This is a genomic window from Aurantimicrobium minutum, from assembly GCF_029894165.1.
Lineage (GTDB): Bacteria > Actinomycetota > Actinomycetes > Actinomycetales > Microbacteriaceae > Aurantimicrobium > Aurantimicrobium minutum_A.
Window position 1 is genome coordinate 327,598 of the sequence record NZ_JARXXU010000001.1, and the last position, 24,073, is coordinate 351,670.

The window sequence follows — 24,073 nt, forward strand, 5'->3', positions numbered from 1 at the left end:
TTGTTTCCTATCCGCCTGAACCTGCCGTTGTGCCATTGACGGGGGCAGCCGGTACTGGCGCCACGGGGGCAGCCGGTACTGGTGCGACCGCTGCAGGTGCTGGTGCCTCCGCAGGGGCGACGGGTGCCGGGGCAGCGGGAGCCTCCACAGGAGCGGCAACCTGAGGTGCCGAACCTGCGCTCTGTGTGCCGGAATCAGCAGGAGCAGGAACTGCCTCTGGAGCGGCCTCCGGAGCAATGGGCTGACCAGTTGCGGGATCGAGTGCGACGGGGCTGGGCGAAGAGGTGGAGGTGGAGACGTCCTGCGCCTGCTCTTCAGCGTTGGCAGAAAATTGAAAACCCGTCACGATGCCGACGAGAGCAACTCCCGATGCCACGCCAACCAGTTTGCGTGCTGATTCTGCCGGGTGAATGCGCTTAGTCATCGTCTTCTTCTTCGTACTCTTCTTCGTGATCTTCATCGTGATCTTCTTCTTCATCTTCAACGTACGAAGGAGTGTTAGCCGCGGGGGCAACGCGGGATCCCGAACCACCGGTCGTTCCATTCACCACGGGGCTTGCGGGGGCCTGTACGGCAGGGGCCTGACCTGCATTGCTTTCGGTGCTCGGCGTCGTTCCGCCGGGTGCAGGTGTACCAGGGGCCACAGGAGTGATCGAAGGATCCGTGCTGGAACTGGGAGCAGGTGTGGCCGTGGCAGCATCGAGTGAGGCCGGGGCGTTGGATCCAGTGGGGTCTGGAAGCAGTGTGTCTGTTGCCGTACCCGTGGTGATCTGGTCCACGTTGGCAAGAACATCCGTGTTGACGGCCATAGCTGTCGTCGCGGTTCCGAGTACGCCCACAATCGAGAGGGCTGTCATGAGTTGAGACTTCATACCTCCACGTTACGAAACGACAAGTAAAGGGATGCCCTGAGAAAATCCAAGATTCGTCCAATATTTGCTGGGAGTTCTGTGGATTGTGTCCGTGAGGGAGCTGGCGAAGCCAGAATGGAGTCATGCGCGTGCTCGTTGTAGAAGATGACCCTTCGGTCGCTGATGGACTTCTCGACGGGCTCAGCAGTTCCAATTTCGAAACTCATCACGTGGTCACCGGCCAGGATGCCCTCGATGCTCTGACGTCCTTTGACCCGGAGATTATTCTGTTGGACTTAGGGCTACCAGACATGGATGGCACAGAAGTCTGTCGTCGAATTCGGGCAATTTCCTCGGTACCGGTGATTGTGGTCAGCGCACGTGATGAAGAAATTGATCGCGTTGTGGCCCTCGAAATCGGCGCAGACGATTATGTGGTGAAGCCCTTCGGAATGCGTGAACTGATCGCGCGGATCCGGGCGGTTGCCCGTCGGACGAACCCGGTGGATACGGAATCAGCGCAACCCACGGAGCGGGTCTTCGGAGCCTTGATCATTGACACTCGAACGCAACGTATCGTCCTCAATGGTGAGGATATCCATGTCACCCCCAAAGAGTTTGAACTCTTGGAATACCTTTCCAGTGACGCCGGGGCCGTGTTCAAGCGGTCCGATATTTTGCACGATGTCTGGGACACCAATTGGTATGGCACGAGCAAAACACTCGATGCACACATTGCTGCCATTCGAAAGAAGCTCGGCAACCCGCTGTGGATTGAATCCGTCCGTGGGGTTGGTTTTAGATTTGGCCCCCCTGCATGAAGTGGCGGTTCATCACCGCGCTGATGTCGGTGACGCTGCTCGTCCTGCTGGTCCAGGACATCCCGTTGGGTTTTTACCTGCAAAGTGTTGAACACGACCGGATCATCACCTCACTCGAACGAGATGCCTTCATCTTGGCGGGGCGGAGCGAACAGGCTCTCGAAACCGAAACCGTGACCGATGATGTCGAACTCATCACAGCCGCCAAAGACTACCGGGATGCTGGCGGGGCTCGAGTAGTTATCGTGGATCACAACGGAACTGCCGTTGTCATCAGTGACGATGATCAAGTTGATCTCGGCACGTCGTATCTCAATAGACCTGAAATTCAGGAAGCTCTCTCGGGGCAAATCAGCACCGGTCACCGCTTTTCAACAACACTCAACCAAGAGCTGCTCTATGTCACCGTGCCTATTCTGAGCGGAACTGAAGTACTCGGCGCCGTCCGGCTGACCTACCCCGATCAGGTGGTAACAACCACGGTGAACAACCAGCTGAGCTTGCTCAGCATTGTTGCTCTCATCGCCGTACTGCTCGCAGGGATCGTTGGATATATCGTTGCGGGCACCATTACGCGCCGGATCCGCCTGCTTCAAGAAGCAACCGAGTCACTCGCGGCAGGGGACCTCAGCAGTCGGGCAGATGAGAGGGCCGGCACCAGCGAACTGCGGTCACTGTCCGCATCCTTCAATGACATGGCCGAACGGCTGGAGAGCTTAATAGCGCAACAGCGCACCTTTGCCGCCGATGCATCACACCAATTGCGCACACCGCTCACCGCACTTCGACTGCGGCTGGAACGCGCAAGTGAGCTTCTCGAATCCGATCCAGCCGGTGCTGCAACGCGTCTTGCGGCAGCAGAAGCGGAAGCAGATCGTCTCAACAACCTCATTGAAGGCTTGCTGCTGCTCAGCCGCACCGAGGCTTCGCATGTGCGCAGAGAAGTCATTGATCTTTCGGGGGTCGGGCGCGGCCGAGTGGAGCACTGGGCAGCACTAGCTCAGGAAGCTGGCGTGACACTGAGATATGAAGGCCCCGCCGAGGCCTCCGTGATTGCAGTACCCAATGCGGCAGAACAAATCATCGACAACTACATCGATAACGCCCTCGCTGTCAGCGCGGATGGTGCACGTCTCACCATTCGTATTGTTCCTTCTGGTTCCCAGACGACTGTTCATGTCCTCGATGAAGGCCCTGGGTTGAGCCCCGAAGAGTGTGTGCGTGCTTTTGATCGGTTCTGGCGTGCAAACTCTGACCGTCATGGAAGCGGACTCGGTTTGGCCATCGTGGCACAGCTCGCACGAGCCTCCGGAGGGCACGCAGGCCTGAGTCCTCGACCTGAGGGTGGTCTCGATGCCTTCGCAACGTTTGATACCGCCCGAAACTGAGGCAGATTACTGGCGTACTCTCGGCGCGCATCCAGCTTGAGCACAGCTGCCCGGGTACGATTTGAGCAGGAGATTTACCCTTTAAAGGAGACCTGTGGGCATTCTGGACAACATTGAGCGTGGCCTCGAGCGCGCTGTCAATGGTGCCTTTGCAAAGACTTTTCGCTCAGGTCTGCAACCGGTAGAAATCACTGCAGCGCTCCGCCGTGAACTCGACACCAAGGCTGCTGTCGTATCGCGCGACCGCATTCTGGTCCCCAACGTATTCACTGTGCACTTAGCTCCAGCCGATTACGAGCGCATGCGCGATATGGGTGCCACGCTCACGGACGAACTCACCCGTCTTGTGACCAAACATGCGGCCACTCAGCATTACCAATTCGCCGGAGGAATCAAGATATCACTGATCTCGGATGCCACTCTGGCAGTGGGCGTCGTGCAGGTGGAATCTGAAAATGTCAGCGGCTCCGTCACCTGGGTCGCCGTTCTGGAAGTTGCCGGAAAGCGTTACCCCATTTCCAAGTCCCGCACCGTCATTGGCCGTGGTACTGAAGCGGATATCACCGTGGACGACTCGGGTATTTCTCGTCGCCATGTTGAGATTCTCTGGGATGGCACGCGCGCACAAGCAAACGACCTCGGTTCTACCAACGGTTCTGTGCTCAATGGTCAACGTCTCACCTCTGCTGCCCTGGAAGCGGATGCCGTCATCACCGCAGGTCAAACCACCATCACGTTGAGGTTGCTGCCCCAGGCCGCTGGCGCAGAGCCTGAAGCTGCAACCCAGCACACTCCTCGCGCAGCTGAGCCCGGGGGCTTCTGGGGTCCTCGTGAGTGAGCTCACTCTGCTGATCCTGCGGGTGGGGTTCCTCGTCGCGCTGTGGGTATTCGTTTTCTTTGTGGTGTATGCCGTGCGCAGTGACCTGTTTGGTCAGCGCGTTCGTCGAATGCCCGCAGCAACCAAGGTTCCTGTGGCCGCACCCGAAGCTGCAGCTTTCATGACCTCTGCACAGCCGCGCATCTCAGTTCCTGCCTCTGATGAGGTTGCCCCTGCCGATGGCACCCCTCTCAAAATTGTGATCACTTCTGGGGCACTCGAAGGTCACGAACTCGCGCTGGTTGGAGATGCCATCACGATCGGGCGTTCACCCGACTCGAGCTTGGTTATTCAGGATGACTACACCTCCACCCATCATGCTCGTCTTGAGGTGCGCGGAGGGCAGTGGATGTTGCGCGACCTCGATTCCACCAACGGAACCACCATTGCCGGTTCCCGCATCACGAGTCCCGTTCCCATTCCGTTAAACACGCCCATCGTGGTCGGATCGATGACCTTCGAGGTTCGCCGCTAAGGCTCGTGACATGTCGACTCATAGTGCAGCCGCCTCCAATGTGGGAGTAATCCGCTCATCAAACCAAGATGCGGGTTATGCCGGCACCTACCTCAACGTGGTGGCAGACGGAATGGGTGGTCATGCCGGTGGTGACGTCGCGTCCCACCTTGTGATTCGTCACATGTTGCAGCTCGATAAGGAATATCCCGACGTTGCGGCAGCACAAAAGGATCTCGTGGCGACCCTGCTGCAGGCCAATGACATGCTTTCGGACCTGGTCTTTGAACACCCCGAACTAGCTGGCCTCGGCACCACCGTCAGTGCCTTCATTCGCGTGGGGGAACAGGTCGTCGTCGGTCACATTGGTGACTCTCGGATTTACCTCCTGCGCGAGGGCACCATGTCTCAGGTCACCGTGGATCACACCTTTGTGCAGCGACTCATCGATAGTGGCCGCATCACCGAAGCTGAAGCACATGACCACCCACGCCGCTCCGTACTCATGCGTGTGCTGGGAGACGTGGATGCGTCGCCCGAGATCGACACGATGGTCTTGGACGTCAACGTGGGTGACCGGTGGCTGCTCTGTTCCGACGGGCTGACCGGTGTCGTCTTCGGCGAGCGCCTCCAGAACTTCCTCTCGGAACAGGCCACGGCCGACGACATCGCGGATACTCTCATTCAGGCCAGCCTGACCGGTGGCGCTCCAGACAACGTCACCGTTGTCGTGGTGGACATTGTTGCGGGAAAACTCGACAAGGTCGCTGAACTAGTTGGTTCTGCCGCAGGACCCATGCCCCTCAAGGCACCTGCTCCTCGCATGACTCTGGGCACGGGTCCCAAGTCCCGGCCCAAACCCAAATCCCTCCCTGTCACAACAGATGGCATGAGCGTCCCGCCATCGGCGTTGACTGCACAACTGGATGCGGTGAAAGCTCGACGTATTCGCCGCAGGTTTGTTCTTGCAGGCTCACTCATTGTTGTTGTGGGTGTTCTCGTCATCGCCGGAATCTTGGGATACCGCTGGACTCAGACCCAGTACTACGTCGGTGCGGACACAGACACTGTGGTGATCTATCAGGGCATCTCTCAGGCCGCAGGACCTTTCTCGCTCTCTGAGGTCTACGTCGATACCCAGGTTCCCCTCGAAGGCTTGACGGCGTATCAGCGTGAACAGATCTCCAGGACCATTGCATTCGGTTCCTTTGCGGAAGCTCAGGCCCTGGTTGATTCTTTGACGAGCGGGCAGTAGCCATGTCTGCCCCCGTTACTCCAGCTCCCGACTTTGCCCTGACCGGGTCGATTGGCAAGCTCAAGCGAGCCAAAGTGCCCCAGCGTATGCGCAACGTGGAGCTGGTTTTGCTCATTGTTGCCTGCGGCATCAATGTCGGTTCACTGGTGCTGGTCCAACTCGGTGTTCTCGGCGTTGTGGATGGTGGGCCCCTCGCCATCTGTGGACTGCTCACTGTTCTTGTTCTGGCTATCCACGTCGCAATGCGTTTTGTGGCCCCTCAAGCAGACGCACTTATTCTTCCCGTGGCCACTGTGCTCAACGGTCTCGGTATTGCTGAGATTTATCGCATTGACCTTGCTCTGGGCAATGAGGGCTGGGATGCGCTGGCAAATAAGCAGATTGCCTGGACGGCGTTAGCCCTGGGGGCTGCGTTTGCCACCATCGTGCTGATTCGCCACCAGCGGGTGCTGCAGCGCTACACCTATATTTTTGGCCTCGTTGCCGTGATCTTGCTCATTCTGCCGATGATTCCGGGGCTCGGCATTGAGGTCAACGGTGCTCGTGTCTGGATCCAAATTGGCACCCTCACTTTCCAGCCGGGTGAGATCGCCAAGATTGCGCTCGCTATTTTCTTTGCCGGCTACCTCGTTCAGCGCCGCGAAAGCCTGTCCATGGTGGGTAAGAGTTTCTTAGGAATGCGTTTCCCCCGTGGGCGCGACCTTGGGCCCATCTTGGTGGTCTGGGCCATGTCGATGGCTGTGATTGTCTTCCAGCGTGACTTGGGTACTGGTTTGCTCTACTTCGGGTTGTTCCTGGTCATGTTGTATGTGGCGACGGGGCGCGGAAGTTGGGTCATTCTCGGATTGAGCCTGGTCGGTTTGGGTGCGGTGCTGGCTAACCAGTTCCTGGACTATGTGCACGGCCGTTTTGCCAACTGGTATGACGCCTTCAATCCCGAAAACTTCAACGGTTACGGCGGGAGTTACCAGCTTGTGCAGGGCCTGTTCGGCTTGGCCCACGGTGGCGTGATCGGCACCGGACTGGGTGAGGGCTTGCCTGAGGTGACTCCGGTTGCCCAGAGCGACTACATCATTGCCAGCCTGGGTGAAGAACTCGGCCTGGCCGGAATCTTTGCCATTCTCTGCCTCTACCTTCTGCTCGTCGGGCGCGGTCTGCGCATCGGTTTTGCCGGCCATGACGACTTCAGCAAACTGTTGGCGGTGGGTCTGTCATTCACCATTGCCTTGCAGTGTTTCATTGTGATCGGTGGTGTGATGCGCGTGATTCCCCTCACCGGTCTGACCACACCGTTCCTTGCCGCAGGTGGTAGTTCACTCGTGGCCAACTGGATGATTGCTGCACTCTTGCTGCGTCTGTCTGACTCGTTACGCAATGAGCCCCGGTTGGTGGTTGGATGAACCGCGAACTCAAGCGCGTCACCTTTGTGGTGATCGGGATGTTCTTGGCCTTGTTCTTGGCTTCGAGCGTGATTCAGGTTGCCGTGGCGGATCAGCTCTATGCCGATAGCCGCAATACCCGCACCATTTTTGATAGTTACCGCTACCAACGTGGAGCGATCCTGGTCGCCGGTTCACCGATTGCACAATCGGTGCCGACCGACGATAACTACCGTTACCAGCGCACCTATCTCAACCCCTTCACGTATGCCAATGTCACCGGATATTTCACCCTCAACCAGGGCATGACCGGCATTGAAGGAGCCATGAACTCTTACCTCAGTGGGAAGACAGGTTCACAGTTCCTCAACCAAGTCAATGCAATCCTGACTGGACAAGAACCTCAGGGCGCGAGTGTGGGTCTCAGTCTCGATCCCGTCATGCAGCAAGTTGCCTTCGACGAGTTGGCTAACTACGAAGGCGCTGTCATCGTGACTGAGCCCAGCACCGGCAAGATTTTGGTGATGGCTTCTAAGCCTGGCTATGACCCCAATGCATTGGCTTCCCACAACACCGATGACGTGATTGCAAGCTACGACGCTCTCATCGCCGATCCCCAGCAGCCACTCATTGATAAGACCATCACGGGAGATATGAACCCTCCGGGGTCGGTATTCAAGTTGGTCATGGTTGCCGCTGCCCTCGAGTCCGGTAAATACACCCCGGACAGCACCTTCGATAACCCTTCGCAGTATCGACTACCCGGAACCGATGTGTTCATTGAGAACTCCACGCACACGTCCTGTGGTCCAGGTGCCACGGTGACCCTCGCGACTGCTCTGCGCCTGAGCTGCAACATTCCCTTTGCGGAACTCGGTCTCGAGCTGGGTCGGAAGGCGATCTTGGACCAAGCCAAGAAGTTTGGTTTCAACACCTCGTTCGATGTGCCCATGACAACGGCAGCCAGTGAGTTTCCTGTCGTGATGAACGAGCCGCAGACCGCATTGGCCTCGTTTGGTCAATACGACGTCCGCGCGACACCGTTGCAGATCGCGATGGTGTCCGCTGCTGTGGCCAACGGCGGCAAGGTGATGTATCCCACCGTGGTGGATCAGGTGCTGGAACCCACTCTCAAACCAATTTCACAGTTTGAGGCGAAAGAATACTCTCAGGCGATGAGTGCTGAAACAGCAGCAACGATGACCCAAATGATGATTAACAACGTCGATAACAGCAATCTCATAACTAATGTGAGAATTGATGGGGTAAAGGTCGCGGGAAAAACCGGGACGGCGGAGAATGGGGACGGGGAACCGTACACATTCTGGTTCACCGGATTCGCTCCGGCTGATGCTCCAAGATATGCCATCACAGTCCTCATCGAAAACGGTGCTGGACTTGGCCAAAGTGGTTATGCAAATGACACGGCGGTCCCTATTGCACGAAAAGTCCTAGAGGCGGGGTTAAACAAATGAGACCAACAGCTGGAATCACCTTCGGTGGTCGTTACGAGCTCCAGTCACGCATTGCCATTGGTGGCATGGGTGAAGTCTGGCAAGCCACCGACCTGGTGATCGGACGTCTCGTCGCCATCAAGATCTTGAAGGACGAATACCTGGGTGACCCCGGCTTCCTGGAGCGTTTCCGCGCCGAAGCCCGTCACGCTGCCTTGGTCAACCACGAGGGCATTGCCAACGTCTACGACTACGGCGAGGAAGAAGGTTCTGCCTACCTCGTGATGGAACTCGTTCCTGGTGAACCCCTCTCGGCCATTATCGAACGCGAGAAAACTCTGTCCATTGACAAGGTTCTCGATATCGTTGCGCAAACATCTGCAGCACTGCAAGCTGCTCATGCTGCCGGCCTGGTTCACCGCGACATTAAGCCTGGAAACATGCTTATTACCCCCGAGGGTCGCGTCAAGATCACGGACTTCGGTATCGCACGTATTGCAGACCAGGTTCCTCTGACTGCGACCGGCCAGGTCATGGGTACTGTGCAATACCTCTCCCCTGAACAAGCCAGTGGCCACCCTGCCTCGCCGTCGACCGACATCTACTCTCTAGGTATCGTCGCCTACGAATGCTTGGCTGGAAAGCGCCCCTTTACCGGCGAATCTCAGGTTGCGATCGCTATGGCTCAGATCAACGAAGAGCCTCCGCCGCTGCCAGACACCATTGCTGAACCAGTTCGCAACCTGGTTTACTCCTGCATTGCCAAGAAGCCTGCAGATCGTCCCGCCTCCTCGGCAAACCTTGCTCGTGCAGCACAGGCCCTGCGCCGCGGAGATCTCCAGGGTGCAGCTGCTGCTGTTCCCGGTGTCTTGGGCACCACCACTACTCCTCTTGATGCCACCACGGTGATGCCTCGAACCGCCGCAACCGGAGCAACGACTGTTTTGACTATTCCAGACGCACCTGAACCTCTCGAAGAAGAAAAGAAGAAGCGTAGCCCCTGGACCTGGCCCCTCGTGGCACTCGTCGGTGTGCTTCTGATCGTGCTCGTGGGTGCCATCATTGCCCTCACCTCTGGTGGCGGAACTCCAGAGCCCACCCCGACTGAAACCACCAAGTCGGCCACCCCCACACCTACTAAGTCGGCAACGCCTACCCCCACAGGCTCGGCTACTCCCACTACGGCAGCAATCAACAAGGCTGATTATGTGGGCAAGCCCATTGCGGATGCTACGGCCGCCCTGGAGAAGCTCAACATGACCGTCAACCAGGTCAAGGGAACCGCTGCACCCAGTGCAGACAAGGTTGGCATCGTCTATGACGTCAACCCGACCGGCCCACAAGTTGCCAACGGAACCACGATTAACGTGACCTATTACGGTGATCTTCCCGTTGCACCGGCACCCAGCACAGCGCCGACCCTGGACGAGTCAGACTCAAACTACACTCCAACCCAGGCAATCAACGTTCGATGGGCTGGATATACCGCGTGCCCTTCTGGCCACGCACTTTCCGGATACAACATCTTGCTCAACGGAACGTCAATTGCGACGGTCACGGGAACCTCGGGTGCCATTCCTGCACAGCCCGTGGGTGACTACACCGTGAGCTACCAGGCAAACTGTGCTGGACTTGACAGCTCTCCTGCATCTCCCACCACGCCATTTCAAGTAACGACTCTGGGCTAGATTAGACCGAGAGTCTTATCTAGGGGAATCAGTGGCACAGAATAAAAGTGTGATTGCGGGGCGCTACGAGCTAGGCAAAGTACTAGGCACCGGCGGTATGGCCGATGTCTATGCTGCCCACGACTCGGTCAGCGGCCAGAAGGTTGCACTCAAACTCCTCAACGAGGAGCTCGCCAGCAACCTCAAATTCCGCGAGCGCTTCAAGCAAGAAGCACGTGCTTCTGCATCTATGGTGCACCCCAATATTGTTCGTGTTCTCGACGCCGGTGAAGACACCTACCTCGATGACGCTGGTGTGGAGCACACCCGCTCTTACCTCGTCATGGAAAATGTGGATGGGCTTGAGCTCTCTAAGCTCGTTGCCCGCGGTGCACTCAAAGTAACCGAAGCAATCCGCGTTGCGGCTGAACTTCTCTCTGCAGTCGAATATGCCCACAATGCCGGCATTGTTCACCGGGATATCAAGCCCAGTAACATCATGCTCACCCGTTCGGGAAACGTGAAGATTCTTGACTTCGGGATTGCTCGAGCAGTTTCTGACACATTTGACGACCTCGCTGTCACCACCTCAATCCTCGGCACCGCAGCGTATTTCTCTCCTGAACAAGCCAAGGGTCAGAAAGTTGACGCGCGGACTGACATCTACGCCATCGGTATCGTGCTCTTCGAAATGCTCACCGGAAAGGTGCCTTTTGGGGGCGACACTGCTGTTGCCGTTGCTCACCAGCACATTCACGCTCAGCCCGTTGCGCCCAGCTCACTGAACCCCAAGGTTTCCCCCGCACTAGATGCTGTGGTGTCGAAGGCACTTTCCAAGGCCAAGACCCAGCGCTACCAAACGACCACTGCGTTTGGTCGTGCGCTGGGTGAAGCAGCTGCCGGACGTGTTCCTGCTGCCCCCACACCCCCCTCGCCCGTGGAAGAACTGTTAGGTCCCATTTCGGAACCAGCTCTCGCCTACACCCCCACGGTGAACACTGAACTTCCCGCTGACTTTGCCTTCTTGTTTGGTACGGATCCTCAAACTGCGCCGACTCTGATCGAACCTGAACAGTTCCGTCCGCCCGTCAAGCGCGTGGTGGCCATTGTGGGCGTCGTAGCACTGATCTTCGGAGCCATCATGGGTATGGGTCTCTGGGTCGCAACACTGCAGCCCGCCAACTTGTTCCCTGCGAGCACTGTCACTGTCCCTCAGCTCAACAATGTCACCGTGAGCAAGGCGGAGGCCCAGCTCAAAGATCTGGGTTTCATAACGAGTCAGGTTGTGGAGAATAGTGCGACCACAGATAAGGGCAAGGTCATTCGAACTGATCCGCCGAAGGGGACAGTGGTTGACCCCGGTTCACCCATCATTCTTTTTGTTTCTGCCGGGAAGACCGAGGTAGAGGTGCCGCAAGTTGCAGATATGACGGTGCCAGACGCGACAATCCAGCTCGAAGCAGCTGGATTCAAAGTGGGTACAGTAACCGAAGGCCACTCGCCGTCGTATTCTGCTGGCCTTGTCATTAGCACAACCCCGTCGTTGGGTACCAAGCTCATTCAAGGCAGCAAGGTGAATCTGCTCGTCTCTGACGGCAAGATCGAAATTCCTGACCTTCGGGGAATGAGTGTGACCGATGCCAACAACGTGCTGAGCACGTTGTCCATCACGCCCACTGTCCAGGCCGACACCGGATGCCCCAAGGCGGCGACGCCCACCGTGAAGACCCAGTCGGTCAGCCCCGGCGTGGTTCCTCAGGGAACCAACATCACGATTACCTACTGCGCAGGCTAATTCTTTAGCGAATCAGTGGGCTCTTGGTCAGAGCCAGCTCGGCTGCACCCTCGAGGCCACAGACTTCAAGCCAGTTGCCGAGCATGGTGTAGCCACCCTCAGTGAGCACAGACTCGGGGTGGAACTGAACGCCATAAATGGGTGCTTCTTTGTGCTGCAGGCCCATGATCACTCCACCGGCGGTGGAGCTCGTGATAGTGAGCTCTGCCGGTACGGTCGAGTTCACCACGGCGAGAGAGTGGTACCGCGTTGCAGTAAATGGCTGTGGAACTGCCGCATACAGCGCACTGGTGTCGTGAGTAATCAGGGACGTCTTTCCGTGCATGAGCTCTTCCGCATTGGTCACGGTCGCGCCAAACGCTTCACCAATTGCTTGGTGCCCGAGGCACACACCCAATAGGGGAATGTTCTGCTTTTTCGCACTGTGAACGGCCGCAATGGACACACCGGCATCCGAGGGTTTGCCGGGTCCAGGTGAGACAAGCACGCCGTCATACTGTGCGATCGTGGCATCTAGTTCAGCCAGAGGAATCTGGTCATTGCGCACAACAACTGTCTGGGCACCTAGCTCTTGGAGATAGCCGTTGAGTGTGTAGACAAAGCTGTCATAGTTGTCGATTACCAAGATTCTGGTCATTGGTCTACCGTAACCTCTCGCACCGAAATTGCCGCATCGACGGCAGGAAAAACAAACATCATGAGGAGGGTGACCAGAACAATGACACCTGCGGTCAAGATAGCTGCCTTGATCCACAGATTTCCCGGAAGTACTCGCCAGAGCGCTGCGTACATTATGAATTCACCTTCTGTGTCTTCGCCATTTCCGCAGGGGGGCCAGCAGAACGTGGCCGCCACGAATCCAGAACCCCATAGACGATCATGCGCTCGGCATCACCCAGGAGTGGATTACACGTGGTGATGGTGATGATGTTTTGTTCCCCCGGGGACTGGTTCGTTCCTGGTACGGGCAGAAGAACATCGACAGCGGTTGGCAAGACATACTCGTAGTTGCGGAAAGCGTAGGTGTAATACCCCTCTTCGGTCTCGACATAAATCTTGTCGCCGAGTTGGAGTTTCGGTGCATCACCGAAGGGGCTGCCCCAGTTGGTGCGGTGAACAGCTAATGCAAAGTTTCCCGGCTGTCCTGGCCATTGTGTATCGGGGTAGTGACCGAAATAGCCGTGATTCAAAATGGTGGGGAGGTCTATCCCGTTCTTCACAACACGTGTGGAATCAGCTCCCAGTCGGGGAATGTAGATTGTCGCGAATTGTGCTCCCGCGCCAACCCCCGCAAAAGCAGGGGCGGGACCGAAATCTTGTTCCGGCTGCGGTGTTGCCGTGAAATCTTGTGCGTCTGCCCATTCTTTGGTCAGTTCGGAACTAGCAACTTGTTGTTGTCCCTCCACCACGGCGTTATTGATCCACAGCTGCCACGCAAGGAACAACAACACGATGACACCGAAAGTGATGAGAAGTTCACCGACTACTCCCATGACACGAGAGAGGGTTCCGGGCTTCCACACTTAGCCAACTTTACCCGCTGCAACTGGACGCTTTCTGAGGGCTGGGAGAATTCCGGTAGAATTTTCACCATGGCTGGAACTCAGAAGCGCACCAAAGCACCTCGCACCCCAGAGACCTCAGGACACGACGCTCCGAACCCCGTCTGGTTCAAGCCCGTCATGTTCGGTTTCATGCTGGTTGGTCTGGTCTGGATCATTGTCTTCTACATCAGCCAGGGTTCGCTGCCCATTCCTTCGCTTGAAGCGTGGAATATTCTGGTCGGCTTCGGTATTGCCTTCATCGGTTTCTTGATGACCACACGGTGGCGCTAACTCTAATTACACGCGTGTAATTCTCCCCATGTGGATAAGCATGTGGATAACTTTCCGTTTTACCCCAACACAAACATGGGGGCATGGGAAAGAGCTAATCCCACGAACACGGCAACCGTGAGGCTAATCAACGCGAGTTGAAGCCGGCGCTGGGACAGCTTTCTGGTGGACACATAGATAAAGCCCAGAAGCGCGCCACCAATCAGGCCGCCCAAGTGTGCCTGCCAGGAAATACTCATGCCGGGGAGGAAGCCAATGACCAAGTTAATGCCCACCAGCACGAGTAACTGGGTTGTTTCGCCGCCCAGCTTGCGCTGGATCACCAAGAAGGCACCCATCAGACCAAAGATGGCGCCGGAAGCTCCCACCACAAATGTGGTGTGCGGGGCCCAAAACATGACGCCCAGCGATCCAGCCAGACCAGAAGCAAGGTAGAGGGTGAGGAATCTGCCCTTACCGAGCATTGCCTCAAGTATTCGTCCGAAAATCCACAGCGTGTACATATTGAGCAGGATGTGGAAAACAAAGCCCGTTGAGTGCGCAAAAACGCTCGTGAGCATGCGCCATGGCTCATACGGGGCACCCACCAGCGAATACTCGCCGAAACTGAAATACGGCGCATACGCCAGATAGCTCGTCGCATCGAGGCCTGGAATGAGCTGCAACAGATAAAACAGCCCCGTGATCACCATGAGTGTATACGTCACGACAGGTTTGTGGCCAGAACCGCCCATCACGAGAGCACGGGTCTTGGGTACCCGACCCTGGGCCTGTGCCACGCACTCCGGACACATCACACCGACAGGTGCTTGAGTTTGGCACTGCACACACACCGGACGCTCACACCGCTGACAGCGGATGTAGGTCGAGTTCGCCGGATGGCGATAACAGGAAGGGGCTGCCTCGTCGGCAGCCCCCCAGCCTGTTTCGTTGGTCACGAAGAGTTAGACCTGTTCGACGGTGATCGATTCGATGACTACGTCATCGAGAGGACGGTCACGGCCATCGGTCGAGACAGCACCCAGCTGGTCCACGATCGCACGGCTCGCTTCATCTTCGACTGCTCCGAAGATGGTGTGCTTGCCCTGCAACCAGGTGGTGGGAGCAGTGGTGATGAAGAACTGAGAACCATTGGTTCCCTTGCCGCCATAGGTTCCCGCGTTGGCCATGGCAAGGATGTAGGGCTGAGTGAAGTTCAGTTCCGAGTTGATCTCGTCATCGAACTGGTAACCGGGACCGCCGGTACCGGTGCCGAGTGGGTCGCCGCCCTGAATCATGAAGTCAGGAATGATGCGGTGAAAAACAACACCGTTGTAGAGAGGGTCGTTGCGCTTCGCGCCGGTACGAGGGTCAGTCCACTCGATATCTCCGGTAGCAAGTCCCACGAAATTCTTCACGGTCTTGGGTGCGTGGTTTCCGTAGAGGTTGATCTTGATGGGGCCAAGAGTGGTGTTCATCGTGGCTACTGCAGTGTGAATTGACATGCCCCAATCTTTTCACAAACGAAGGTTAACTCTGTGTTGCGTTCGCTCACCGGGGAAACACTCTGCTTCCTTTCAGCAACAACAGTGGCAAGATGGGAACATGGCACGCACAAAGATGACTGAAGCAGAAGCACTCAAAGCACAAGCGGAAGCACTGTTGCACGAACAGCAGCAGGTTCTTTCTCACGCCGGTGCCGTGGTGCGCCAGGCCAGCCGTGAGCTGGGTCGAGTCACGAGCGAGGAAGTTGTTCCCCGCGTCGTACGTGGAACACGCTCCGCTGCACAGACCACGCGTGACAAATTGGTCGACGAGGTTCTCCCTTCCGTCGCTTCTGTGATCGGCAGCACACTCTCTGTCATTGATGCCGCCCGCGACAAGCGCGTGACGGAAGTAACCAAGCAGGTTGCCAAGCTCGCTGCCGGGAAGAAGGCCGTGGCGAAGGTTGCTCCCGCTGCTTCTGTCGGCGCAGGAAAATATATCGCTGCAGGTATCGGTATTGCTGCCCTCCTGGGTATTGGTTACGTCGTCTGGCAGACATTCCGTGCCGACGACGAACTCTGGGTTTCTGAAGACGAATAATCGCTGATGGCATTCGTACTGCCCCAGTTCCCCGTGGGGTCAGTCGTTTTGCCGTTCATGCCGGTCGCACTGAGAGTCTTTGAACCCCGGTATCTGAAACTCATGGGTGACCTCGTGGGTTCCGAGAACCCCGTTTTTGGCATGCCTCTTTTTCCTCAACGTGTCGCCGCCGGTGAAGCACCCGACCGGATCACGGTGGGAACGGTTGTCAAGGTTGATGACTTTGGTATGACCGATGACAACCTCGGAATTACCGGTTCGGGCACCCGCAGATTCTTGGTGACCAAATGGCTAGAGCCTGACCCCTACCCCCGGGCTGAAATTGCCTACTTGCCAGACCTCGTCTGGGACGACCGTTTTGATTCCCAGCGATTGACGGTTGAACTGACAGTGCGTGACTTACTTTCTCGAGCTGCCAACTACGGCGAGATGTTGTGGGAGGCAGATACCGAAATCTCTGAAGAGCCCGTGGCTGCCCTGTGGCAATTAGCAGCCATGCTCCCGGTGGGCAACGCCGAGCAATACTCGCTCCTAGAGTCGGAAACGTTAGAAGATCTCATTGAAACCACCCTGGCTATCTGCGTCGGGGGAAACAAGTTCCTCGATGGCATCGACGCCGGGGAGTCACCCCAGTAGAGCCCCCTCCCTACGGGATACTGGAGCAATGACCAGCTCCGCTGCACCTGAATCGTGGGATGACGCAGTTCTGCGCACGCAACACCACCCTCATTTCATGCAGTCCCTCGCCTGGGCCCAGTTCAAGACCGGCTCGGGCTGGGAGCCCTCTGGTGAACACCTCCGGAATGTCGCCGGTGATGAGGTGCTTGCGGTTCAAGAATTCACTCGTCCTGCCTTTGGGCTGGGAAACCTCATCCATGCCCCTCGCGTCTCCGGAATCACCCCCGAGAAAGTGGCGATTCTGACCGAGCGAGCACAGCAGCTCGCCGGTGGGAAGAACCTGGCATACAAGATCGAGACGTATCAGGAAACAGATCCTGAACTCATTGCCGCCTTCACAGCACACGGCTGGGTTGAGGCATACCCATCCCAGTATCAGTGGTCGGTCACTATCGATCTGACTCCTGATGAAGAAACCATGTTTGCTGGCTTTGGTCCCAAGGCTCGTAACCACCTTCGTTTCGCGATGAAGGCGGACATCGAAGTGAACCGCGTTCCCTTCTCAGAAGAAAACATCGTGCAGCTGCTCGAGCTCGTCGGCGGGACGAAGGACCGCTCAGGTGCGTTCTTCCGTTCCGAGGACTACCTGCGCAAGGCCTGGGGTACCTTCGATGCCGCTGGGCAAGCACGCCTCTACATGGCACACCACGAGGGCACCCTCATTGCAGCCGCTGTCGTCTTCACCTTCGGCAAGAAGGCTTGGTACAAAGACGGCGGATCTATTCGAACCCAGAAGCGTCTTCCCGCTCCCCACCTCATGCAGTGGACCATCATGCGGGACCTTAAGGCCGAAGGCTTTGAAGCCTATGACCTCGGTAACGTTCCAGACCCTGAGAACATCACGGCAGGAGCAATGGAGGGCCTCTGGCACTTCAAGACCGGCTTCAATTCCACCGTGGATAGCTACATGCCTGCTTTTGAGTATCCGCTGAATTCCAAGCAAAAGCTGTGGAACAAGTACGAAACCAAGTTCTTGGCATTGTATTCACGCCTGCGCAAGGACTACTGGTACTAACTACTTCTTCGACGCAGGGTGGTCCATCCGCATATAGACGCCACCCTTCTTGAGTTCATCGAGCATTTGGTTCAGTCGCTTCTGACGTATCTCTTGACGCACAGCGCGCGTAATCCACGCCAGGTAGTCGTTGCGTTGATACGCAGGTCTGTGGTCAAAGTCTGCCCGGAGACCTGACTGTTCCAGCGCCAACTTCACGTCCGGGGGCATCTCGACAAGCTTGCGCCGAAGGTTTCCCTTCTTATCGCGCATATCGCGAGAAGACACAGACTTTCCTTAGGGCTTTCTGGTGCCAAAAGCACGGGTGAGCAGAATGTCACAAAAAATGAGGACGACCACGATCCAGTTAATCACCATGTTTGTGGGCTGGCCCATTGCCAGGAAAATCAGGGAAATGACAATGAGGAGTAATGAAACTCCCAACAAGCTTCTGTGCAGAATTGTGGTCGTGCGGGGGCTGAACTTCTTCATGGCTTCCTCTGGTCATTGAGGGGGAATTTTTCGTGGTTTCAGCGTAGCCTGTGGTTATGTCAGACGTGGAAAAGTACAACGCTGCTGCGTCAGCGGAAAACTCTGCTGTGATTGGGTTCTTGTTCAAGGAATTCCAACAAGCCCTCCCCACTGCCACCTTCAAGGTCTGGCACGGTGCCCCCGTCTGGTTCCTAGAGGACATTCCTGTCGTGGGCTACCAAGACCACACACACGGAACAAAAGTGTTGTTCTGGAGCGGCAAGGACTTTTCTGAACCAGGCCTTCTCGGTTTAGGCAAACACCGCGCTGCGGGAATCACGTATACCGACGTGGCCTCCATCAACGTGGAAGACCTCCGGCGCTATCTGCGTCTCAGCACAGAGATCATCTGGGACTACCGCTCGTTACGCCCCACGAAGTAATCCCACCTCCGTCTTTTCAACACGTTTGGATCTACATGTCACACGGTGATGTTCAGCTTGAATCTGAGAACTTCCGCGTCACGCAGTGGGTCCTTCAACCTGAAGAAGAAATTCCCCTCCATCTGCACGAACATCACTATGTCGTTGTTCCGCTTGTCAACGGAACCTTGAAGGTCGTGCCCACAGAGGGTGACAGTTTTGAGCTAGCCCTTACCAAGGGTGTTGCCTATGAGCGTTCCGCCGGAGCTCACCATGTCGTGGGGAACGCGGGGAGTGAAGAACTGAGATTCCTCGAGGTTGAAAACCTTCACACAGGCCTCACAGGCTAAACAAAACACCCTCCATTTCTGGAGGGTGTTTCTTGTTGTGGAGCCTAGGAGAATCGAACTCCTGACCTCCTGCTTGCAAAGCAGGCGCTCTACCAATTGAGCTAAGGCCCCGATTGCTTTTAACACTTTACAGCAATTTGAAAAGTGCAATTGCGTGGGGCTACCAGGACTTGAACCTGGGACCTCTTCATTATCAGTGAAGCGCTCTAACCACCTGAGCTATAGCCCCGCTAGGGCAGATTCGAGACTACCGGAATCCGGCGAAATCTCTAAATCGAGCCCGTTTGTGGTTACTGCTGGTTGGTGAAACCAATCGACAGACCGCCCACAATCTTGGCAGCAGCGTTGTAAATCACGGCACACACAGCACCCATCACGGTGATCACGATGAGGTTGACCACACCAATGGCAGCAGCGGCACCGAGGACTTTACCGATCGAGGCCACGGCGTTGATGTCGAAGGAGCTTCCGCTTCCCAACACTTCACCGGCAACGCTGTTGGCAGTGTCGAAGATACCGGTCTGCACGAAGACCATGTAGAGGAGGAAGGTTCCCACAACAACGACGATGAACTGTGCAACTCCCAGGAGGAAAGACAGCTTGAGTGCCGACATGAAGTCAATGTAGACAAGCTTGAGGCGAACTTGCTTAGCTTCGGGAGCCTTGGGTGCTCGCGGTTCACCCTTCTGGGGAATCTTGTTCTTGAGCTTCTGAGCCAAGGTGTTACTCATGTGGTGCCTCTTCCCCCGCAGTGTCTGCGCCGGTTACTTCTTCTTCGTTGTTCTCGTCTGTTGATTCAAGATTACGCTCTGAATTGCGAGCAACGGCAAGAATCTTGTCTCCGTCTTCGAAGCGAGCAAAGACAACACCCATGGTGTCACGTCCCTTGGCAGGAACTTCATTCACTGCCGAGCGAACAACCTTGCCCGTTTCGAGAACGACGAGTACTTCATCTTCCTCTTCCACAATCAGTGAACCAACCAGGTCTCCGCGGTCTTCGCTGAGCTTGGCCACCTTAATGCCCAAACCTCCACGGTTCTGTGTGCGGTACTGGTCAGCATCGGTGCGCTTGGCGTAACCACCTTCGGTAACCACAAAGACGAAGCCGGAATCAGAAACCAGCGAAGCAGACAGCAAGCTGTCACCGCCGCGGAACTTCATACCGGTCACACCCGAGGTGGAGCGGCCCATGGGGCGCAATGCCTCATCAGTTGCGGTGAAGCGGATGCTCATACCCTTGCGTGAAACGAGGAGAACGTCTGAGTCTGCTTCGATAAGCAGGGCGGAGACGAGCTCGTCACCTTCACGCAGCTTGATGGCGATGATGCCGCCGGTGCGGTTGGTGTCGTATTCGGTCAGCGCTGTCTTCTTGATCAGTCCATCGCGGGTTGCCAAGGCCAAGTACTTGGCAGCTTGGTAGTCGCGAATGTCGAGAATCTGGGTGACCTGTTCGTCTGGTGCCAGCGCGAGAAGGTTAGCGATGTGCTGACCCTTGGCGTCACGACCAGCTTCTTGAACTTCATAAGCCTTGGCCCGGTACACACGACCGGTGTTCGTGAAGAACAACAGCCAGTGGTGCGTCGTGGTGACGAAGAAGTGCTCGACGACGTCATCTGCTCGGAGCTGAGCGCCCTTGACGCCGCGGCCGCCCCGGTGCTGGCTGCGGTAATTGTCGCTGCGCGTGCGCTTGATGTAGCCGCCGCGGGTCACGGTGATGACCATTTCCTCTTCAGGAATGAGGTCTTCCACACTCATGTCGCCATCAAAGCCGAACATGATCTCCGAGCGACGGTCATCGCCATAGCGAGTGACGATGTCGGTGAGTTCTTCCGAAACAATCTCACGCTGACGTGAGGGGCTTGCAAGAATGGCGTTGAACTCGGTGATCTGAGTTTCGAGTTCGTTCGCTTCGTCAATGATCTTCTGGCGTTCAAGAGCGGCCAGACGACGAAGCTGCATCTCGAGGATGGCGCGGGCCTGGAGTTCGTCGATCTTGAGGAAAGACATCAGGCTGTCACGAGCATCTTCTACGGTGGAGCTCTTGCGGATCAGCGCAATGACGTCATCGAGGGCATCCAGTGCAGCTAGGTAACCCTTGAGGATGTGCATGCGCTCTTCGGCCTTGCGCAGTCGGAACTGCGTGCGGCGAACGATGACATCAATCTGGTGTTCCACCCAGTTGGTGATGAATCCATCAATAGCAAGGGTGCGCGGAATACCATCCACGATGGCCAACATGTTGGCACCAAAGTTTTCCTGCAACTGAGTCTGCTTGTAGAGGTTGTTGAGTACAACCTTTGCAACAGCATCGCGCTTGAGCACGATGACCAGTCGCTGACCAGTACGACCAGATGTCTCATCGCGGATATCTGCGATACCGGTGATCTTGCCTTCCTTGACCAGCTCAGCGATCTTAATCGCGAGGTTGTCGGGGTTGACCTGGTAGGGAAGTTCGGTGACGACCAGGCAGGTGCGACCCTGCAGTTCTTCGACGCTGACCACGGCACGCATCGTGATGGAGCCACGACCGGTGCGATACGCATCCTGAATACCCTTGATGCCCAAAATCTGTGCGCCGGTGGGGAAGTCAGGGCCCTTGATTCGGGAAATGAGAGCCTCGAGCAGCTCCTCACGTGTTGCTTCCGGGTTTGCCAATGCCCACAGCGTACCTTCTGCAACTTCACGCAAGTTGTGCGGTGGAATATTGGTGGCCATACCCACGGCAATACCAACCGAACCGTTGACCAAAAGGTTGGGAAAACGCGCAGGAAGAATAGAAGGCTCTTGTGTGCGGCCGTCGTAGTTGTCCTGGAAGTCGACGGTGTCTTCGTCGATATCGCGAACCATCTCCAGCGCCAACGGCGCCATTTTGGTTTCGGTGTAACGAGGAGCGGCAGCGGAGTCATTACCGGCTGAACCGAAGTTACCTTGACCAAGGGCCAGGGGGTAGCGCAAGGACCAGGGCTGGACCAGTCGAACAAGTGCGTCGTAGATGGCCGAGTCACCGTGCGGGTGGAACTGTCCCATGACGTCTCCGACAACACGAGCACACTTGGAGAATGCCTTGTCGGGGCGGTAACCACCGTCATACATCGCGTAAATCACACGACGGTGCACGGGCTTGAGGCCGTCACGCACGTCAGGAAGTGCGCGGCCCACGATAACGCTCATCGCGTAGTCGAGGTAGGAACGCTGCATCTCTAGTTGCAGGTCGACCTGCTGGATGCGGTTCTCTCCGTTTTCGTCTGTCGTGACGAGGTTGTCGTTAGATGTCAAGGAAACGCACATCCTTTGCATTCTTCTGGATGAAGTTTCGACGTGATTCCACGTCTTCACCCATCAGGGTTGAGAAAATTTCGTCGGCAGCAACTGCGTCATCCAGAGTGACCTGAAGCAAGGTGCGGGTTTCGGGGTTCATGGTGGTGTCCCACAGTTCGCGGTAGTCCATCTCACCCAGACCCTTGTAGCGCTGGATTCCGTTGTCTTTGGGAATCTTGCGTCCCGCAGCGAGACCCACCTCGAGCTGGCGGTCACGCTGATCATCCGAGTACACGTACTCGTGATCGGCGTTTGACCACTTCAGTCGATAGAGCGGCGGTTGAGCGAGGTAAACGTAACCCAACTCAATCAGTGGCTTCATGTAGCGGAAGAGCAGAGTGAGCAACAAGGTGGTGATGTGCTGGCCATCAACATCCGCATCGGCCATGAGCACGATCTTGTGATATCTGGCCTTTTCCGGGTTGAAGTCTTCCCCGATCCCAGCACCGAAAGCGGTAATCATGGCCTGGACTTCATTGTTGGCCAGGGCCTTGTCCAGGCGGGCCTTCTCCACGTTAAGGATCTTGCCACGCAAGGGAAGGATCGCCTGTGTTTCAGGGTTACGTCCCTGAACTGCGGAACCACCAGCGGAGTCACCCTCCACCATGAAGATTTCAGAGATCGAGGGGTCCTTGCTCGCGCAGTCCTTCAGCTTTCCGGGCATACCGCCACCCTCAAGCAGGCCCTTGCGGCGTGCGGTTTCGCGCGCCTTACGGGCCGCCATGCGAGCGGTTGCTGCCTGCAGTGCCTTGCGGATAATGTCCTTGGCCTGGTTGGGGTTGCGCTCGAACCAGTCACCGAGGAAATCACCGGTAATGCGCTGAACGAATGCCTTCGCTTCTGTGTTTCCCAGCTTGGTCTTGGTCTGACCTTCGAACTGGGGTTCTGCCAGCTTGATGGAGACAACAGCGGTGAGGCCTTCACGAACATCATCTCCGGAGAGATTTTCGTCCTTCTCTTTGAGAATGCCTTTTTCACGTGCGTACTTGTTGACCAGAGTGGTCATCGCGGCACGGAAACCTTCTTCGTGTGTTCCACCCTCGTGAGTGTTGATGGTGTTCGCGTAGGTGTGCACGCTTTCGCTGTAGGCAGTGGTCCACTGCATCGCGATTTCACACGAGATTTTCTTCTCGGTGTCTTCCAATTCGAAGTGAATGATCTCGTCGTGAACGATCTCGTTCTTCTTGATGCGGTTGAGGTACTCGACGTAATCCATCAGACCGTTTTCGAACATGTAGGAAACGGTGATGAAGTTACCCTCACCATCGACCTGGTTCTCATCGGTCAAGGTAATGCGCAGACCCTTGTTAAGGAAGGTCATTTGCTGGAAACGGGCACGCAGAGTTTCGTAGTCGAACTCCACGGTTTCGAAAATGTCAGCGTCTGGCCAGAACGTGATGGTGGTTCCAGATTCATTGGTTGCTGAGCCCTTGGCCAGGGGTGCTTCGGGAACACCAATGTTGAAGCTCTGGGTGTAACTAAAGCCTTGACGCTTAACTTCTACTTCCAAGTGAGAAGACAGCGCGTTAACAACGGAGCTACCGACACCGTGCAAACCACCGGAGACTGCGTATCCGCCGCCGCCGAACTTTCCACCGGCGTGGAGAACGGTGAGCACAACCTCCACGGTGGACTTCCCCTCGGTGGGGTGAATGTCAACGGGAATTCCACGACCATTATCAATGACGCGGATGCTGCCGTCTTTCCGCATGAAAACTTGAATGTCATCACAGTGTCCGGCGAGCGCCTCATCCACGGAGTTGTCCACGATCTCGTAGACCAAGTGGTGAAGACCGCGAGGACCGGTGGAACCGATATACATACCGGGACGTTTACGTACCGCTTCAAGGCCTTCCAGAACCTGAATATTACTTGCGCCGTAATCGGCTTCTGCAGACTGCTTTTCAGATTCTGTTGACATATGTTTCGATGGCTCCCTTACGCACGTCACGTGACCCCTTGATTCTACCTTTTGGGGCCTGGGAAAATCGGGAGAAACG

The 24,073-nt window shown here is 56.5% G+C and carries 27 protein-coding genes and 2 tRNA genes; 15 read left to right on the forward strand and 14 right to left on the reverse strand.

Annotated features, from left to right (window positions below; all coding sequences use genetic code 11):
• Nucleotides 1-7 precede the first annotated feature (7 nt).
• Together M2119_RS01685 and M2119_RS01690 are read right to left on the reverse strand one after the other, a co-directional pair.
• Nucleotides 8-424 (reverse strand): hypothetical protein, encoded by a 417-nt coding sequence (locus M2119_RS01685; RefSeq protein ID WP_280803245.1) that lies wholly within the window; start codon nt 422-424, stop codon nt 8-10.
• Complete coding sequence (locus tag M2119_RS01690) at nt 417-872, reverse strand: hypothetical protein (protein WP_280803246.1); 456 nt, start codon at nt 870-872, stop codon at nt 417-419. Before M2119_RS01690 ends, M2119_RS01685 begins: the two co-directional genes overlap by 8 nt.
• A 122-nt stretch (nt 873-994) precedes the next feature.
• Here M2119_RS01690 and M2119_RS01695 point away from each other — a divergent pair, with 122 nt between their 5' ends.
• The 9 genes from M2119_RS01695 to pknB all read left to right on the forward strand — a co-directional run bounded on the left by M2119_RS01695 (nt 995) and on the right by pknB (nt 11,941).
• A complete protein-coding gene (locus tag M2119_RS01695; RefSeq protein ID WP_280803247.1) occupies nt 995-1,672 on the forward strand; it encodes a response regulator transcription factor in 678 nt (225 codons plus the stop codon).
• Entirely contained in the window at nt 1,669-3,060 is a 1,392-nt protein-coding gene (locus M2119_RS01700) for an ATP-binding protein (RefSeq protein ID WP_280803248.1), read from the forward strand. The genes M2119_RS01695 and M2119_RS01700 overlap by 4 nt, the downstream gene beginning before the upstream one ends.
• A gap of 94 nt (nt 3,061-3,154) precedes the next feature.
• Nucleotides 3,155-3,898, forward strand: a complete 744-nt coding sequence (locus tag M2119_RS01705) for a DUF3662 and FHA domain-containing protein (RefSeq protein ID WP_280803249.1) — start codon at nt 3,155-3,157, stop codon at nt 3,896-3,898.
• Nucleotides 3,891-4,412 (forward strand): FHA domain-containing protein FhaB/FipA, encoded by a 522-nt coding sequence (locus tag M2119_RS01710; protein WP_280803250.1) that lies wholly within the window; start codon nt 3,891-3,893, stop codon nt 4,410-4,412. Before M2119_RS01705 ends, M2119_RS01710 begins: the two co-directional genes overlap by 8 nt.
• A gap of 10 nt (nt 4,413-4,422) precedes the next feature.
• Nucleotides 4,423-5,646, forward strand: coding sequence for a PP2C family protein-serine/threonine phosphatase (locus M2119_RS01715; RefSeq protein WP_280803251.1), 1,224 nt, complete (start codon nt 4,423-4,425; stop codon nt 5,644-5,646).
• Nucleotides 5,647-5,648: 2 nt separating this feature from the next.
• The gene (locus tag M2119_RS01720) at nt 5,649-7,046 is read left to right on the forward strand and encodes an FtsW/RodA/SpoVE family cell cycle protein (RefSeq protein WP_280803252.1); all 1,398 of its coding nucleotides are present in this window, start codon (nt 5,649-5,651) and stop codon (nt 7,044-7,046) included.
• Nucleotides 7,043-8,500 carry a peptidoglycan D,D-transpeptidase FtsI family protein gene (locus tag M2119_RS01725; protein ID WP_280803253.1) on the forward strand — a complete coding sequence of 486 codons (1,458 nt, stop codon included), beginning with the start codon at nt 7,043-7,045 and terminating at the stop codon, nt 8,498-8,500. The genes M2119_RS01720 and M2119_RS01725 overlap by 4 nt, the downstream gene beginning before the upstream one ends.
• Complete coding sequence (locus tag M2119_RS01730; RefSeq protein WP_280803254.1) at nt 8,497-10,167, forward strand: protein kinase domain-containing protein; 1,671 nt, start codon at nt 8,497-8,499, stop codon at nt 10,165-10,167. Before M2119_RS01725 ends, M2119_RS01730 begins: the two co-directional genes overlap by 4 nt.
• A 31-nt stretch (nt 10,168-10,198) precedes the next feature.
• Nucleotides 10,199-11,941 (forward strand): Stk1 family PASTA domain-containing Ser/Thr kinase, encoded by a 1,743-nt coding sequence (gene pknB / locus M2119_RS01735; protein WP_280803255.1) that lies wholly within the window; start codon nt 10,199-10,201, stop codon nt 11,939-11,941.
• Between the two features lie 4 nt (nt 11,942-11,945).
• On the opposite strand, the gene M2119_RS01740 is transcribed toward pknB, so the two are convergent.
• Genes M2119_RS01740 through M2119_RS01750 form a run of 3 tightly spaced genes read right to left on the reverse strand, consistent with a single transcriptional unit; the run spans nt 11,946 to nt 13,464 of the window.
• A complete protein-coding gene (locus M2119_RS01740) occupies nt 11,946-12,578 on the reverse strand; it encodes an anthranilate synthase component II (RefSeq protein ID WP_280803256.1) in 633 nt (210 codons plus the stop codon).
• Complete coding sequence (locus tag M2119_RS01745) at nt 12,575-12,733, reverse strand: hypothetical protein (RefSeq protein ID WP_280803257.1); 159 nt, start codon at nt 12,731-12,733, stop codon at nt 12,575-12,577. Before M2119_RS01745 ends, M2119_RS01740 begins: the two co-directional genes overlap by 4 nt.
• The gene (locus M2119_RS01750) at nt 12,733-13,464 is read right to left on the reverse strand and encodes a class E sortase (protein WP_280803258.1); all 732 of its coding nucleotides are present in this window, start codon (nt 13,462-13,464) and stop codon (nt 12,733-12,735) included. The genes M2119_RS01745 and M2119_RS01750 overlap by 1 nt, the downstream gene beginning before the upstream one ends.
• A gap of 69 nt (nt 13,465-13,533) precedes the next feature.
• Here M2119_RS01750 and M2119_RS01755 point away from each other — a divergent pair, with 69 nt between their 5' ends.
• The gene (locus M2119_RS01755; protein WP_280803259.1) at nt 13,534-13,776 is read left to right on the forward strand and encodes a cell division protein CrgA; all 243 of its coding nucleotides are present in this window, start codon (nt 13,534-13,536) and stop codon (nt 13,774-13,776) included.
• Nucleotides 13,777-13,835: 59 nt separating this feature from the next.
• Here M2119_RS01755 and M2119_RS01760 read toward each other — a convergent pair whose 3' ends face one another.
• Both M2119_RS01760 and M2119_RS01765 read right to left on the reverse strand, forming a co-directional pair.
• Nucleotides 13,836-14,714, reverse strand: coding sequence for a rhomboid family intramembrane serine protease (locus M2119_RS01760; protein ID WP_280803260.1), 879 nt, complete (start codon nt 14,712-14,714; stop codon nt 13,836-13,838).
• Between the two features lie 6 nt (nt 14,715-14,720).
• Complete coding sequence (locus tag M2119_RS01765) at nt 14,721-15,260, reverse strand: peptidylprolyl isomerase (protein WP_280803261.1); 540 nt, start codon at nt 15,258-15,260, stop codon at nt 14,721-14,723.
• A 100-nt stretch (nt 15,261-15,360) separates the two neighbouring features.
• Between M2119_RS01765 and M2119_RS01770 the strand changes: the two genes are divergently transcribed.
• Genes M2119_RS01770 through M2119_RS01780 form a run of 3 tightly spaced genes read left to right on the forward strand, consistent with a single transcriptional unit; the run spans nt 15,361 to nt 17,533 of the window.
• A complete protein-coding gene (locus M2119_RS01770) occupies nt 15,361-15,840 on the forward strand; it encodes a hypothetical protein (RefSeq protein WP_280803262.1) in 480 nt (159 codons plus the stop codon).
• Between the two features lie 6 nt (nt 15,841-15,846).
• Nucleotides 15,847-16,476, forward strand: a complete 630-nt coding sequence (locus tag M2119_RS01775) for an LON peptidase substrate-binding domain-containing protein (RefSeq protein ID WP_280803263.1) — start codon at nt 15,847-15,849, stop codon at nt 16,474-16,476.
• A gap of 28 nt (nt 16,477-16,504) precedes the next feature.
• Nucleotides 16,505-17,533, forward strand: coding sequence for a lipid II:glycine glycyltransferase FemX (locus M2119_RS01780; RefSeq protein WP_280803264.1), 1,029 nt, complete (start codon nt 16,505-16,507; stop codon nt 17,531-17,533).
• On the opposite strand, the gene M2119_RS01785 is transcribed toward M2119_RS01780, so the two are convergent.
• Nucleotides 17,534-17,800 carry a YdeI/OmpD-associated family protein gene (locus M2119_RS01785; RefSeq protein ID WP_280803265.1) on the reverse strand — a complete coding sequence of 89 codons (267 nt, stop codon included), beginning with the start codon at nt 17,798-17,800 and terminating at the stop codon, nt 17,534-17,536.
• Nucleotides 17,801-17,809: 9 nt separating this feature from the next.
• Entirely contained in the window at nt 17,810-18,004 is a 195-nt protein-coding gene (locus M2119_RS01790; protein WP_280803266.1) for a hypothetical protein, read from the reverse strand.
• 56 nt (nt 18,005-18,060) lie between these two features.
• Here M2119_RS01790 and M2119_RS01795 point away from each other — a divergent pair, with 56 nt between their 5' ends.
• A complete protein-coding gene (locus tag M2119_RS01795) occupies nt 18,061-18,426 on the forward strand; it encodes a hypothetical protein (RefSeq protein ID WP_280803267.1) in 366 nt (121 codons plus the stop codon).
• A 35-nt stretch (nt 18,427-18,461) separates the two neighbouring features.
• Entirely contained in the window at nt 18,462-18,755 is a 294-nt protein-coding gene (locus M2119_RS01800) for a cupin domain-containing protein (RefSeq protein ID WP_280803268.1), read from the forward strand.
• Nucleotides 18,756-18,793: 38 nt separating this feature from the next.
• Here M2119_RS01800 and M2119_RS01805 read toward each other — a convergent pair.
• From M2119_RS01805 to gyrB, 5 genes are all read right to left on the reverse strand, one after another.
• A tRNA-Ala gene (locus M2119_RS01805) sits at nt 18,794-18,866 on the reverse strand.
• Between the two features lie 44 nt (nt 18,867-18,910).
• Nucleotides 18,911-18,984 (reverse strand) — tRNA-Ile (locus M2119_RS01810).
• A gap of 61 nt (nt 18,985-19,045) precedes the next feature.
• Nucleotides 19,046-19,486: a DUF3566 domain-containing protein gene (locus M2119_RS01815; protein WP_280803269.1), complete on the reverse strand. Its 441-nt coding sequence runs from the start codon at nt 19,484-19,486 to the stop codon at nt 19,046-19,048.
• A complete protein-coding gene (gene gyrA / locus M2119_RS01820) occupies nt 19,479-21,953 on the reverse strand; it encodes a DNA gyrase subunit A (RefSeq protein ID WP_432418510.1) in 2,475 nt (824 codons plus the stop codon). The genes M2119_RS01815 and gyrA overlap by 8 nt, the downstream gene beginning before the upstream one ends.
• A 67-nt stretch (nt 21,954-22,020) precedes the next feature.
• Nucleotides 22,021-23,994: a DNA topoisomerase (ATP-hydrolyzing) subunit B gene (gene gyrB / locus M2119_RS01825; RefSeq protein ID WP_280803271.1), complete on the reverse strand. Its 1,974-nt coding sequence runs from the start codon at nt 23,992-23,994 to the stop codon at nt 22,021-22,023.
• Nucleotides 23,995-24,073 lie beyond the last annotated feature (79 nt).

Coding starts and splice junctions, on each gene's coding strand:
- M2119_RS01775 (WP_280803263.1), top strand. CDS start 15,847: ATGGCATTCGTACTGCCCCAGTTCCCCGTGGGGTCAGTCGTTTTGCCG.
- M2119_RS01745 (WP_280803257.1), bottom strand. CDS start 12,733: ATGTACGCAGCGCTCTGGCGAGTACTTCCGGGAAATCTGTGGATCAAG.
- M2119_RS01725 (WP_280803253.1), top strand. CDS start 7,043: ATGAACCGCGAACTCAAGCGCGTCACCTTTGTGGTGATCGGGATGTTC.
- M2119_RS01730 (WP_280803254.1), top strand. CDS start 8,497: ATGAGACCAACAGCTGGAATCACCTTCGGTGGTCGTTACGAGCTCCAG.
- M2119_RS01695 (WP_280803247.1), top strand. CDS start 995: ATGCGCGTGCTCGTTGTAGAAGATGACCCTTCGGTCGCTGATGGACTT.
- M2119_RS01815 (WP_280803269.1), bottom strand. CDS start 19,486: ATGAGTAACACCTTGGCTCAGAAGCTCAAGAACAAGATTCCCCAGAAG.
- M2119_RS01790 (WP_280803266.1), bottom strand. CDS start 18,004: ATGAAGAAGTTCAGCCCCCGCACGACCACAATTCTGCACAGAAGCTTG.
- M2119_RS01690 (WP_280803246.1), bottom strand. CDS start 872: ATGAAGTCTCAACTCATGACAGCCCTCTCGATTGTGGGCGTACTCGGA.
- M2119_RS01795 (WP_280803267.1), top strand. CDS start 18,061: ATGTCAGACGTGGAAAAGTACAACGCTGCTGCGTCAGCGGAAAACTCT.
- M2119_RS01770 (WP_280803262.1), top strand. CDS start 15,361: ATGGCACGCACAAAGATGACTGAAGCAGAAGCACTCAAAGCACAAGCG.
- gyrB (WP_280803271.1), bottom strand. CDS start 23,994: ATGTCAACAGAATCTGAAAAGCAGTCTGCAGAAGCCGATTACGGCGCA.
- M2119_RS01720 (WP_280803252.1), top strand. CDS start 5,649: ATGTCTGCCCCCGTTACTCCAGCTCCCGACTTTGCCCTGACCGGGTCG.
- M2119_RS01740 (WP_280803256.1), bottom strand. CDS start 12,578: ATGACCAGAATCTTGGTAATCGACAACTATGACAGCTTTGTCTACACA.
- M2119_RS01685 (WP_280803245.1), bottom strand. CDS start 424: ATGACTAAGCGCATTCACCCGGCAGAATCAGCACGCAAACTGGTTGGC.
- M2119_RS01765 (WP_280803261.1), bottom strand. CDS start 15,260: ATGTCAATTCACACTGCAGTAGCCACGATGAACACCACTCTTGGCCCC.
- M2119_RS01700 (WP_280803248.1), top strand. CDS start 1,669: ATGAAGTGGCGGTTCATCACCGCGCTGATGTCGGTGACGCTGCTCGTC.
- M2119_RS01780 (WP_280803264.1), top strand. CDS start 16,505: ATGACCAGCTCCGCTGCACCTGAATCGTGGGATGACGCAGTTCTGCGC.
- gyrA (WP_432418510.1), bottom strand. CDS start 21,953: ATGCAGCGTTCCTACCTCGACTACGCGATGAGCGTTATCGTGGGCCGC.
- M2119_RS01715 (WP_280803251.1), top strand. CDS start 4,423: ATGTCGACTCATAGTGCAGCCGCCTCCAATGTGGGAGTAATCCGCTCA.
- M2119_RS01800 (WP_280803268.1), top strand. CDS start 18,462: ATGTCACACGGTGATGTTCAGCTTGAATCTGAGAACTTCCGCGTCACG.
- M2119_RS01755 (WP_280803259.1), top strand. CDS start 13,534: ATGGCTGGAACTCAGAAGCGCACCAAAGCACCTCGCACCCCAGAGACC.